11 protein-coding genes are annotated in these 13074 nt (G+C 63.3%); 6 read left to right on the forward strand and 5 right to left on the reverse strand.

The features are described from left to right. The first annotated feature begins 33 nt into the window (after nt 1–33). From ETC27_RS02885 to ETC27_RS02910, 6 genes are all read left to right on the forward strand, one after another. Nucleotides 34–627 carry an ANTAR domain-containing response regulator gene (locus ETC27_RS02885; RefSeq protein WP_136253454.1) on the forward strand — a complete coding sequence of 198 codons (594 nt, stop codon included), beginning with the start codon at nt 34–36 and terminating at the stop codon, nt 625–627. After that, complete coding sequence (locus ETC27_RS02890; RefSeq protein ID WP_136253455.1) at nt 624–1649, forward strand: CmpA/NrtA family ABC transporter substrate-binding protein; 1026 nt, start codon at nt 624–626, stop codon at nt 1647–1649. The genes ETC27_RS02885 and ETC27_RS02890 overlap by 4 nt, the downstream gene beginning before the upstream one ends. Nucleotides 1650–1982: 333 nt before the next feature. Then, nucleotides 1983–3320: an NAD(P)/FAD-dependent oxidoreductase gene (locus ETC27_RS02895; protein ID WP_136253456.1), complete on the forward strand. Its 1338-nt coding sequence runs from the start codon at nt 1983–1985 to the stop codon at nt 3318–3320. After that, nucleotides 3317–5851 (forward strand): nitrite reductase large subunit NirB, encoded by a 2535-nt coding sequence (gene nirB / locus ETC27_RS02900; protein WP_136253457.1) that lies wholly within the window; start codon nt 3317–3319, stop codon nt 5849–5851. Before ETC27_RS02895 ends, nirB begins: the two co-directional genes overlap by 4 nt. Nucleotides 5852–6105: 254 nt before the next feature. Then, nucleotides 6106–6528 (forward strand): nitrite reductase small subunit NirD, encoded by a 423-nt coding sequence (nirD, locus tag ETC27_RS02905; protein WP_136253458.1) that lies wholly within the window; start codon nt 6106–6108, stop codon nt 6526–6528. 348 nt (nt 6529–6876) lie between these two features. Then, nucleotides 6877–8289, forward strand: coding sequence for a PhoH family protein (locus ETC27_RS02910; RefSeq protein WP_136253459.1), 1413 nt, complete (start codon nt 6877–6879; stop codon nt 8287–8289). A 100-nt stretch (nt 8290–8389) separates the two neighbouring features. Here the strand turns inward: ETC27_RS02910 and ETC27_RS02915 are convergent, their stop codons facing one another. From ETC27_RS02915 to ETC27_RS02935, 5 genes are all read right to left on the reverse strand, one after another. Then, on the reverse strand, nt 8390–8611 hold the full coding sequence (locus ETC27_RS02915; protein ID WP_136253460.1) for a hypothetical protein: 222 nt from the start codon (nt 8609–8611) through the stop codon (nt 8390–8392). A 151-nt stretch (nt 8612–8762) separates the two neighbouring features. Next, nucleotides 8763–9413: a DUF938 domain-containing protein gene (locus tag ETC27_RS02920; protein WP_136253461.1), complete on the reverse strand. Its 651-nt coding sequence runs from the start codon at nt 9411–9413 to the stop codon at nt 8763–8765. Between the two features lie 10 nt (nt 9414–9423). Beyond that, the gene (locus tag ETC27_RS02925; RefSeq protein ID WP_136253462.1) at nt 9424–10116 is read right to left on the reverse strand and encodes an alpha/beta hydrolase; all 693 of its coding nucleotides are present in this window, start codon (nt 10114–10116) and stop codon (nt 9424–9426) included. Nucleotides 10117–10241: 125 nt separating this feature from the next. Continuing rightward, nucleotides 10242–12011, reverse strand: a complete 1770-nt coding sequence (locus ETC27_RS02930; protein WP_136253463.1) for an SLC13 family permease — start codon at nt 12009–12011, stop codon at nt 10242–10244. A 453-nt stretch (nt 12012–12464) separates the two neighbouring features. Beyond that, nucleotides 12465–12671: a cold-shock protein gene (locus tag ETC27_RS02935; protein WP_136253464.1), complete on the reverse strand. Its 207-nt coding sequence runs from the start codon at nt 12669–12671 to the stop codon at nt 12465–12467. Nucleotides 12672–13074: the final 403 nt, after the last annotated feature.

The raw sequence follows: 13074 nt of genomic DNA on the forward strand, positions 1-13074 counted from the left end.
CATTACGTCCATCGAAGATCGCGAGCCACCACCATGCCCCCACCGCTGAATATCCTGCTGGTCGACGACGAGGTCGTGCGCGCCGCCATGGTCGAGGAGGCCCTCACCAACGAGGGCCACCGGGTGATCTGCCGGCTGCAGACCCCCACCAGCCTCAACGAGATGGTCGCCCGCCACGAGCCCGACGTGGTGATCATCGACATGGAGTCCCCCGACCGCGACACACTCGACAGCATGGCGCTGCTCAACCGGGAGAACCCGCGCCCGGTGGTGTTCTTCGCCGACCAGCATGACTCCGACACCATGCAGGCGGCACTCAAGTCCGGGGTCAGCGCCTATGTGGTCGATGGCCTGGTACCCGGCCGTGTCCGCGCCATCATCGACGTCGCCATCGCCCGCTTCGATGCCTTCCAATCGATGCGCAGCGAACTCGACAAGACGCGTAACAAGCTTGCCGAGCGCAAGCGCATCGAACGCGCCAAGGGCCTCTTGATGCAGCACCAGAACTGTGGAGAAGAGGAGGCCTACTGCATGCTGCGCAAGATCGCCATGGATCGTAGCCAGCGTATCTTCGAGGTCGCCAAGAGCGTCATCGACATTCTCGAACCCCTGGAGAAGGGCCCATGACTGCATTGAAAGATGCCGAACTCGACCGACTGACGCTCGGCTTCGTGCCCCTGATCGACTGTGCCCTGCTGGTCGTCGCCCGAGAGCAGGGCTTCTTCGCCGAGCAGGGTCTCGATGTCACGCTGTCGCGCCAGAATGCCTGGTCGACGCTGCGCGACCGGGTCGCCGCCGGCCTGCTGGACGGCGCCCAGATGCTGGCCCCGCTGCCACTGGCCATGAGCCTCGGGCTCGGGCGCGCGCCCTGCGACACCCTGGCACCGATCGTCCTGGGTCGACACGGCAATACCATCGCCCTGTCCCATGAGCTCTCAAGCATCAGCGGCGCCGGCTATCACGAGAACCCGGCCCTCAGTGCGCGCTCGCTCGCCGGCTATCTCGGCAAGCACCCGGGCCACCGCCTGAGCCTGGCCATGGTCTATCCGCACTCCTGCCAACACTACGAGCTGCGCCATTGGCTGAGCCTTGGTGGCCTCGACCCGGACCGGGACGTGGACCTCAGCGTCTTGCCGCCGCCGCAGATGGTAGAAGCGCTCGAGGCCGGCCGCATCGATGGCTTCTGCGTGGGCGAGCCCTGGGGGTCGCTGGCCGAGTCGCGAGAGGCCGGGCGAATCGTCGCCACCGGCGCCCAGCTATGGCCCACGCCGCCCGAGAAGGTGCTCGGCGTGACCCGCTCCTGGGCCCACCGCTATCCGGCCACCCTGGCACGGCTGATCCGTGCCCTGCGTGAAGCCAGTCACTGGCTCTCGGCGGATCCCACACACCGCCGTCGGGCCTACGACTGGCTGGCCCTGCCGCCCTATCTGGATCGCTCGATCAGCCATCTCGACTACCTGCCGCTGGACGAGGCACCGATCAACCAGCAGCTCTACGGGCCCGACATGCTGCGCCCGGACGTCGAAACCGCCGCCCTGTTCGCCGAGCAGATGGATCAGCAGATGCGTGCCAGCGGCCGTCGCCTGGATCGTGCCACCCTCGATGAGTGCTACAGCCCTGTGCATTTCGACGCCACAACGCACCAGTGACGAGCACGGGAGCGGATGCCGGCGCCTACTTCCGCCGACACGAATCACTCACAAAGCACTGTTTATAAAGAATAAAAAAGACGAAATCGCGCCATTGGCCGATTCCTTGCAGACATCCTGACAGCATTGCCCCTTTCGCCTGGGGCACCCCAAACAGGCCAGTGACGACCAATGGCGGTCGCCGCTGAGCCACGGACGAAGACGTCCGGCCAGGTACTGCCGCTATGCGTGGCGGCACCTGACCGGGCGTCTTTTTTTGTGCATCGTCCCCCGCCCACCGCTGGTCGGCAGACGAGAGCGCATGAAAGCAATGACCGCTGGAGGAGAGGCACCATGACCCCTCACCCGACACCCACCGCCGAGCACCTGGTGATCATCGGCAACGGCATGGCCGGCCACCGCCTGCTCGAGGCGCTGATAAAACGCCCCGACCGCCCCCGCCGCATCACCATGATCGGCGAGGAAGCCACGCCGGCCTACAACCGCATCCTGCTATCGCCCTGGCTGGCCGGGGAGATGGACCGCGAGGCCCTGACCCTGCACGACGCCGACTGGTATGCCGATCAGGGCATCGAGCTGCTGCTGGGCGAGCGGATCGCCGAGATCGACCGCCGTCAGCGACGCCTCGTCACTGCCGCGGGCCGGCAGATCTGCTACGACCGCCTGGTGCTGGCCACCGGCTCACGCCCGGCGATGCCGACTGTCGAAGGTATCGATCTGGACGGTGTCCACGGCTTTCGTGACCTTAAGGACGTCGCGGCGTTGACCCGGGCGGCACGACGCGGAGGACAGGCGGTGGTCATCGGCGGTGGGCTGCTCGGCCTCGAGGCCGCCGAGGGGTTGCGCAAACAGGCGAAGCTCGAGGAAGCAGGCGACTCCGACACGACCGGCCGCGACATGACCATCAGCGTGTTGCAGCGCTCGGACCGGCTGATGAACCGCCAGCTCGATGCCACCGCGGCCGGGCTGCTGGAGGCGGAGCTCACCGAGCGCGGCCTTGCCATCCTGACCGGCGCTCGCCTGGCCGCCCTGGAGGACGACGCCCGGGGGCGAGTCTGCGCCGTGCACCTCGAGGACGGTCGCCGGCTCGCCGCCGATTGCGTGGTGATCGCCGCCGGCATCACGCCCAATGCCGAGCTTGGCGAGGCGGCGGGGCTCGAGGTGAAGCGCGCCATCGTCGTCGACGAGTTTCTCACCACCTCGGATCCCCGCATTCATGCCCTCGGCGAATGCTGCCAGTTCAATGGCACCACCTACGGCCTGGTCGAACCGATCTGGCGCCAGGTCGAGGTGCTGGCCGATCACTTGAGCCGCACCGCCAAGGCTCAGGCGGCGTCCGGCTACGTCGAACGGCCCACCGCCACCAAGCTCAAGATCAGCGGCATCGCGCTGTATGCCTTCGGCCCCATCGAGCCCGACGACGATCATGAGGTGCTGACCTACCACGACCCGCAGCACGGCGACTATCGACGCCTGCTGCTGCGCGACAACCGCATCGAGGGGGCCGTGCTCTACGGCGATACCGCCGCCGGCCCCTGGTACTTCGAGCAATCACTTAACGGACAGGATCTCTGCGGCTGCCGCCAGGCCCTGCTGTTCGGGGCAAGCGACGCCAACCGCCTGCTCGATTCCGCTTCTTCCCCTACCGCCACTCAGGAGGCCGCCGCATGACGACGCCAACTCCCCAAGACCTGATCATCATCGGTAACGGCATGGTCGGCCACCATCTGGTCGAGCAGCTCATCGAACGTGGCGCCACCGAGCAGTACCGCGTCACGGTATTCGGCGAGGAACGTCATCGCGCCTACGACCGCGTCCACCTCTCCGAGTACTTCGCCGATGGCGACGCCCAGTCGCTGGCCATGTGCGATGCGGATTTCTACGCGCAGAACGGGATTGAGCTGCGCCTGCATGAGGCGGTGACCGCCCTCGACCGCGACCAGGGCGAGGTAGTGACCGATCAGGGACGCTATGCCTACGACCGGCTGGTGCTGGCCACCGGCTCTTACCCCTTCGTGCCGCCGATCCCCGGCAACGATCGCGAGAACTGCCTGGTCTACCGCACCCTGGATGATTTAGACGCCATCCGCGCCGCGGCAAAGACGGCCACCACCGGCGTGGTGGTCGGCGGCGGCCTGCTGGGTCTGGAGGCGGCCAACGCCCTGCGCGGCCTCGATCTCGACACCGCCGTGGTCGAGTTCGCCCCTCGGCTGATGCCGATGCAGGTCGACACCGAGGGCGGCGAGTTGCTGCGCGAGAAGATCGAAGCGCTGGGCGTCCAGGTGCTCACCGGCCGCGCCACCCGGCATATCGAGGACGGCACGGCCAGCTTCCACCGCATGGTCTTCCAGGACGACAAGATACTGGAGACCGACCTGGTCGTGTTCTCGGCAGGCATCCGGCCCCGCGACGAGCTGGCCCGGGACGCCGCCCTGGAGATGGGCGAGCGCGGTGGGGTGGCGATCGATGAGCGCTGCCTGACCAGTGACCCTGCGATCCTCGCCATCGGCGAGGTGGCGCTGTGGCAGAACAGCATCTTCGGCCTGGTCGCCCCCGGCTACCAGATGGCCAAGGCCGCCGCCGACACCCTGCTGGGTGGCGAGCTGACCTTCGAAGGCGCCGACATGAGCACCAAGCTCAAGCTGCTCGGCGTCGACGTGGGTGCCATCGGCGATGCCCACGGCAACCAGAACCCCGGCGCGCGGATGTTCCGCTACCTCGACGAGATCAAGCAGGAGTATCGCAAGCTGGTGGTTTCCAGCGACGGCAAGAAGCTGCTCGGCGCCATGCTGGTGGGCGACAACGCCACCTACGACACCCTGATGCAGTACTACAGCAATGGCCTGGAGTTGCCCGAGGACCCGGCCGCACTGATCCTGCCCTCCAGCGAGGGCGCGCCGACTCTGGGTGCCGACGCCCTGCCCGAGGGCGCGACCATCTGCTCCTGTCACAACGTCACCAAGGGCGCGATCTGCGAGACGATCGACGCCGGCGCCATCGACCTGGGCGCGGTCAAGGCCGCGACCAAGGCCAGCACCGGCTGCGGCGGCTGCGCGGCCTTGCTCAAGAGCGTGGTCGACCATGAACTCGAGGCCCGCGGCGTGGAGGTCGACCACTCGATCTGCGAACACTTCGCCCACACCCGCCAGGAGCTCTATTCGCTGGTGCGCGTCGAGGGCATCAAGACCTTCAGCGAGTTGATCGAGAAGCACGGCTCTCCACAAACCCAGGGCCTGGGCTCTTCATCAGCCCCGAAGCTTGGCTGTGATATCTGCAAGCCCGCGGTGGCCTCGATTCTCGCCTCCTGCTTCAACGAGCCGATCACCGATGCCGCGCATATCCCGCTGCAGGATACCAACGACACCTTCATGGCCAACATGCAGAAGAACGGCACCTACTCGGTGGTGCCGCGCATTCCCGGCGGTGAGATCACCCCGAGCAAGCTGCGCGTGCTGGGGGAGGTCGGCGAGAAGTACGGCCTCTACACCAAGATCACCGGCGGCCAGCGAGTCGACCTGTTCGGCGCCCATCTCGAGGACCTGCCGGACATCTGGGGCGAGTTGATCGATGCCGGCTTCGAGACCGGTCACGCCTACGGCAAGTCGCTGCGCACCGTGAAGTCCTGCGTCGGCAGCACCTGGTGCCGCTATGGCGTCCAGGACAGCGTCGGCATGGCGATCCGGCTGGAGAACCGCTACAAGGGCCTGCGCTCGCCCCACAAGATCAAGTTCGCCGTCTCCGGCTGCACCCGCGAGTGCGCCGAGGCCCAGAGCAAGGACATTGGGGTGATCGCCACCGAGAATGGCTGGAACCTCTATGTCTGCGGCAACGGCGGCATGCGCCCGCGTCATGGTGAGCTGTTCGCGACCGACCTCGACGACGACGCCCTGATCAGCACCATCGATCGCCTGCTGATGTTTTATGTGCGCACCGCCGATCGCCTGCAGCGGACCTCGGTATGGCGCGAGAGCCTGGAAGGCGGCCTGGATTACTTGAAGAAGGTGGTGCTCGAGGACAGCCTGGGCATCAACGAGGAGCTCGAGGCCCAGATGCAGACCGTGATCAGCAATTACGAATGTGAGTGGGCCGGCGCGCTCAAGGACCCGGAGAAGCTCAAGCGCTTCCGCAGCTTCGTCAACGATGCCCGCCCCGACCCGGACATCATCGTGACCGAGGAGCGCGGCCAGCTCAGGCCCGCCTGACCGGCCGTTTCGCCGCCATTGGCGACCCTGTGGCCAGCGGGCCAACGAGGGGCGCCGGGGACGGGCCGAAGAGGAGGTCTTTGGCCAGGGAAGGCAAAAGTAGCGCCCAGGGATGGGTTCACAGCGCCTCCTCGATGGTCCGGCACCCCGGGCCCCGTCGACGGCTCAATCCCGAGTGACCAAACCGGCGTATCGTTCCACCAACGACGAATTGATCGCCGATCACGCTCCCCGAACGAACAAGGAACTCTCCCATGACCAGCGCAACTGCAAAAGCCACACCCCCAACCTGGCAACCCCTGTGCGCCACGGCCGACCTGGTCGCTTACTCCGGCGTCGCCGCCTGGATCGAGACGCCCAAGGGCCCGGCTCAGGTGGCCCTGTTCTATATTCCATGCGGCCCGAACACGCCGCGGCCTGCTGGCCCGATGACGACGGGAGATGCCAGCCAAGCAACCGAGCTCTATGCCGTGGACCATCACGATCCCTTCTCAGACGCCAACGTCATCGCCCGTGGCATCGTCGGCGACATTCAGGGGGAACCGGTGGTGGCATCGCCCATCTACAAGCAGCATTTTCGTCTCAGCGACGGCCAATGCTTGGAAGACGAGACGGTGCGGCTACGCTGCTGGCCGCTGCGCCTTGAAAACGGTCAGGTTCTAATCGCCACTGACTGACCTGTCGCATGAAGCTGCCGCCGGTATGGCGAAACAGTAGCCGAGATGAAAGACGTGGGTTACGTTAAACGGTAATGCAGTGAAGAAAGTGCTCGAAGGCGCCGAAACACCGGACATCAGGCTAAACCTTGTTGCGTCGCCTCAGCGTGAAAGCCGTAAAGTTGCCGCACTGGGCACACAACACTCATGCTAAGGGCATAAGGAAAATCATCTAAAACGGGAGGCGCCAGTCACAAGAGCGTTAGGCAAGGAAGGCGGCACTGGCTGGACCAGCGAGAGATTGTCATGTCCCTGTAAGGGCTCGCTGCCAGTGTCGGAACTGCGGTTAACCAAGGAGTGTTCCTGCCGATGGTACGAATCGAGAAGAAAGCCACCCGGCTTTATGTGTTGGACACCAACGTCCTGATTCATGACCCTGCCGCCCTCTACCAGTTCGAAGAGCATGATGTGGTCATCCCGATGACCGTGCTGGAAGAGCTCGACAAGCACAAAAACGGCATTCGCGAGATCGCCCGAACCGCCCGCCAAGTCAGTCGCACCCTCTCCGATATCACAAGCCGCGTCGGCTTCGACGAGATCCAGGCCGGCATCCCGATTCCTGGCTCCATTGGTGTCACCGGCCGCCTGCGCTTTCTCTGCTACAACGACCTGAAATCGCTCGACAACCTGGAAGAAAGCCCCGACAACCGAATCCTTGCCGAGACCTGCCGACTGCGCGAGGAACGCCCGGACGCCTCGGTCATCCTTGTCACCAAGGACATCAACCTGCGGGTCAAGGCCGCTGCCCTCAAGGTGCCGGTGGAAGACTACCTCAACGACCGTGCCTTCTCCGATCTCGATGCCATGATCGAGGGTGCGCGGGTCTATCCTGACGCCGGCGAGCACGGGACCGGCCTCTGGGAAGAGCTTGATGTCGAGGTCAAGGTCGAGCGTGCTGACCACCATACCTACTACCAGCTGAGCGGCGAGATGCCCGCCGACTGGCATGTCGGCATGTTGGTCTCGGACAACGAGAACGACGCCAATTTCGAAGCCATCATCCGCGAACTGGGACCGAACAGCGCAAGGCTTCAGCTCCTCACCAATTACCGCCATCACGCCGGCGTGTGGGGCGTACACGCCCACGACAGCCGCCAGAACTTTACCCTCAACCTGCTGATGGACCCAGATATCGACCTGGTGACCATCGCCGGCAACGCCGGCACCGGCAAGACCTTCATGACGCTTGCCGCCGCGCTCGAGCAGACGCTGGACATGAAGGGCTTCGAGCGCATCGTCTTCACGCGAGCGCCGATCCCCATGGGCGAGGACATCGGCTTCTTGCCCGGCACCGAGGAAGAGAAGATGTCACCGTGGATGGGCGCCTTCCATGACAACATGGATAACCTGCTACGCGACGAAAAGGACGGCTCGTCGAGCTGGGACAATGATGCCACCCGCTCGCTGATCGGCTCCCGGGTCCAGATCCGCTCGCCGGGATTCATGCGCGGGCGCACCCTCAACGACACCCTGCTGATCATCGACGAGGCCCAGAACTTCACACCCAAGCAGCTAAAATCCCTGATCACCCGCGCCGGTCGTAACACCAAGATCGTCTGCCTGGGCAACGTCGGGCAGATCGATACGCCCTACCTCACCGCCAATACCTGTGGCATGGCAACAGTCGTGCAGAACTTCCGCGATTGGCCCCATGCCGGCCATATCACGCTGCGAAGCGTCGAGCGCTCGCGGCTGGCTCTCGCGGGGGAAGAACTGCTGTAACCAGCCAGGTCTCTCTACAAACGAAGACGCCCGCCATCAGGCGGGCGTCTTGCATGGCGCGTCTTGCTCGCCGCCTTGTCTAGCGCGGCGAGCGTCCGCCTCAGTGCTGGCGGTTGGCGGCTTCCTCGAGCAGTGCTTCGCTCTCGCTGCCGGCGCCCTTGCGAATAATCTCTTGCGCTTCGTGGTAGAGGCACACCGGCGTATTGCAGGAAGCACAGAACACCTTGTCGTCAGGATTGTGCACCTGAGATACCCGCATGCGGTGGCTTGCGCAGTTGGGGCAACCGACCGGCAGGCGGAAGTCTTCTGATAAATCGGGCATATCTGTCTCCTGAGGGTATCGTACTCACTGAATAGTCTGGGCACTCGACCGAGAGTTCAAGTCAGTTCTGGCTTACACACGAGCTGCACATGAGCAGGAAGCCGCTCTGACAGCAGAATGGGAAAGGCCAAAGACCATAACCCCCAACGACTCAACTGGCTGGGCGGCATTCGCCGGGCTGCTTAAAGATCACGCTAAGGTTATTGGCCGGCATAGCGACCACGCGCTCAAGCACCAGTCCCTCAGACTCGGCACAGGCCGATACTGCTTCAAGATCGCGGATGCCCCATTGCGGGTCGCGCTGGCGAAGCGAGCCATCGAAAGACGCATTGCTTGCGGCGGTATGCTTTCCACCGCGCTTAAAGGGACCATAGAGAAAGAGCCTGCCCCCCGAGGACAGACGCATCGCCGCCTCGCTCATCAGCGCTTCAGTCACCGCCCAAGGCGAGATGTGAATCAGGTTGATAGCGACCAGGGCATCGAAACGTGCCAGCGGCCAAGGCCTGCGCTGTACGTCAAGCCTCAGCGGCTCGAAAAGATTCTCAGGGCCCTCTGCGGCCCGCCAGTCGCGAATCGATGCCAGCGCCTCCGGGCTCGGGTCGCTCGGCTGCCAATCCACCCAGGGCAGGGCGCGGGAGAAGCTCAGCGCATGCTCGCCGCTGCCACTCGCGAGCTCCAGCACCTGCAGGCGCTCGGCACTGTTCGCCTTGAGAACATCGCGCAGCATCGGTTCGAGCACCTCGAGAATCGGCTCTCGATTGCGCGCCACCGCCGGGCTGGACAGGCGAGAATCGGACGTCATGGCGAATCCTTCAGCTCTTTTCCGTTTCATCTGCACCCTGACTCAAGCGCTCCCCCAGCCAGGTCCCAATCTGGGCGATCTGCTGCGGGCAAATCGCATGCTGCATTGGATAGCTGCGATAACTCAGCGGATGGCCCATGGCCTCGGCACGCTCGGCGCCTTCGCGACCCAGAGACTCCGGTACCACCGGGTCGAAGTTACCGTGATGTACTTCAATTGGTAGATCACGGTTGGCATCGCTTGGCACGATGGAGTCTGCGGTAGCGAAGTAGGTCGACATGGCCAGCAGGCCGCCGAGGCGCTTGGGGTAGGTGAGCGCGGTTTCATAGGCCACAGCGCCGCCCTGGGAAAAACCGGCCAGGATGATGTGGCGGCTGTCGATACCCTTGGCGATCTCGGCATCGATCAGTTCATGCACGCGCTTGGCGGATACCCGCAGCTGCGCCTCGTCGACTCGACGGCCCAGGTTCATCTCGAGAATGTCGTACCAGGCTGGCATCTGCATGCCGCCATTCACGGTGACAGGCATACGAGGCGCATGGGGCAACACGGTACGCAGCGCGACGCTACGGGGCAGCGAAAAAGCCGGCACGATAGGAGCCAGGTCATTACCATCGGCGCCCAGACCATGCAGCAGGATAAGACTGGCATTGGCCGGACGACCACCAGCGGGTTCAATCACAAGCTCGTCGGAAGTGCTCATCAAGGCGGCTCCTAGCAGGAAAAATGTTGCCGTTACCCTACCCCAGCCGCGTTACTACGGCGACCCCCGCAATACCGTAGGCACCTGCAAATCCTCACCCTACGATGGGTGAGATATCGGCCTTTCTAGAAGGACCAGATCTGCGGAATCAGCCCCAATGCCACCACGGCGGTAATCACATTGAGCGGCCCACCCACCCGTAGGTAGTCGCGGAAGCGATACCCGCCGGGGCCATAAACCATCAAGTTGGTCTGGTAACCAATCGGGGTAATGAAGCTTGCCGAGGCGGCAAACATCACCGCAATCACATACGGCATGGGGCTCACGCCCAGGTTCTCGGCCGCCGCTGTGACGATCGGAAACGTGATCACTGCCGCGGCGTTATTGGTGACCAGTGCGGTCAGCAAGGCCACCAGCACATAGACGCCCGCCAGTAGCAGCCAGGGGCCGGCATTCATCATCTCCAGGGCAGAATGAGCTATCGCCGCGGCGGCACCCGAGCTCTCGAGTGCCGCCCCGAGGCCAAAGGAAGCGGCAATGGTCAAAAGCACCTGGGTGTCCATGCCACGCTTGGCGGCATTCACCGAGCAGCAGCCGGTGATCACGGCCAAGGTCGCGCCCAACATGGCGGCATTGAGCATGCTCATTACCCCAAAGGTGGCCAGCATCACCACGCCCCCGAGGATGCTCCAGGCAAGCCATGACTTCTCGTGAACCGGTCGCGCCTGTCCGTTGACCTGACTGATCAGCAGGAAATCACGGGACTGGCGGTGGCGCTCGATGAACGGTGGGCGCGCCTCAAGCAGCAGGACATCGGCGGGTTGCAGACGAATCTGCCCCAGGTTGCCGGCGACCCGCTCGCCGCTACGACATACCGCCAGCACGGCCGCCCCATAAAGGGTACGAAAATGGCCCTCACGGATACGCTGACCCACGAATTGGCACTGATCGGACACGACGACTTCGACCAGCCGGCGCTCCTTGTAATTCTTCTCGAGGCTAAGCTCGCCCTGATGGGATGGCATCAGACCGCGGATCTGCTGAAGTTCCACCGCGCCCGCCGAGGTGCCGGCGAAGACCAGGCGGTCATTACCCTTGAGGATTTCCCCCGGTCCCACCACGCTGACCACATTGCCGCCACGCTCGATCTCGACCAGAAACAGGTCTTCCAGGTGGCGCAGCCCGGCCTGTTCGACGCTCTTGTCGACCAGCGGCCCATCGGGATCGACTTCCATCTCGATGGTGAACTCCCGCGGGTTCTCGAAGGCCTGCGCGGTGCCCTTGCCCTTCGGCAGCAAATGCCGCCCGACCAGCGCCAGGTAGAGCACCCCGATCAGTGCCATCGGCACCCCCACCCAGGCAATATCAAAAAGCCCCAGGTTCAGCTCAGGGTAACGGTCGACCAGCAAGCCGTTGACCACCAGGTTGGTACTGGTGCCGAGTAGCGATACCGTTCCGCCGAGGATCGACGCGAAGCTCAGCGGCATCAGAAAACGCGACGCCGGCTGACGGATGCGTCGACTCCAGCCCAGCACCGCCGGAATGTAGGTCGCGACCACCGGCGTATTGTTGAGAAAACCGCTCATCGTCGCCACCGGCACCAACAGCCGCCACTGGGCAGCGACTTCGCTGCGCGGCTGACCCAAACCGTAACGGATGATCAGATCAATGCCGCCTGTCTCGCGGATGCTGGCCACCAGCACATACATGAAGGCCACCGTGAACAGGCCACTGCTAGAAAACCCCGCCAACGCCTGATCGGGACCGATGACGCCAAGGGTCATCAACACCACGACAGCGCCCAGAAGAATCATGTCGGTACCGATCCGGGTCAGCGCCATCATCGGAAAGACGGCAACCACCACGGCAACGGCCAACCAGGCATCCAGAGACATCAACCACCCATCATGAGAACCAAAAAGTGGTCTATTGTGACGTGTCGCGAATATAGCGAAAAGTTATTTGTAGAAATTTCGTTATTCCTGAAAAGCAAATTCGCAGCGACGTGAGCGGTCGCGAAACATATAGCACGACAGGACAACCTCAACCCTTTGACGCAGGGCAGGAAGAGCCAACGGCGAGGGCTAACGACCATAACGTTGAAAAGGGCTCGATAGCCCGATTTACGCCCAAGGCAAGCAGGGTAGATGAGCGAGTAGGATGAAACAGAAGGGCGCGGGAGACAGGCGAGAAAACAGGACAAGAGACCAAGGTAGGAAAGAAAAGCGGGCGATGCCGCCACTGAAGGCCGTGGCTTTAGGTCATAACGCACAAGGCCCGCCGATGGCGGGCCTTGTGAAGGCTAGATGCTAGCGTACCAGCAAGTAGCGCATCAGGGGATCGACGATTCAGTCGATAACCTTGATGTTGGAGGCCTGAAGGCCTTTCTTGCCCTGAGTGACCTCGAAGGAAACCTTCTGGCCGTCCTGCAGGGTCTTGAAGCCGTCAGCCTGAATCTCGGAGAAGTGCGCGAACAGGTCGTCGCCGTTGTCTTCCGGAGAGATGAAGCCGTAGCCCTTGGTGTCGTTGAACCACTTGACTGTGCCAGTTGCCATGATCGATATCCTCGAATAGCTGATGATGTACCGGGAATTACCCGAAGTTGAGTGGGCAAAACAATTACGATATTCACCAGCCTACCGAAGCGCTTACAACGATTTCTGGTACTACTGACGAACTGCATCTTGCCGACTAACTGATCGAACTATGCATGCGCACCCCGGGCGCGTCAAACAAATTATTACCCCCTTTTGATCCAGCGCAAGAAGCCTCCTGTCTCCCCCTCCATAGACATTCTAAAGGAAGGCCAAACGCCCGCAGCGGCGGGCTGTGCGGCTGAAAAATCCGGCAGTAACGCCTTCTGCGATCACAAGCCAAGACGCCCGACTCGCGGCCTGACGTGCTCAGCGTTTGGCGAGCGCCTCCCCTATCGTCATAATAACCGCTACCTTCGTGGAG

Source organism: Onishia niordana (genome assembly GCF_004798965.1).
Lineage (GTDB): Bacteria > Pseudomonadota > Gammaproteobacteria > Pseudomonadales > Halomonadaceae > Onishia > Onishia niordana.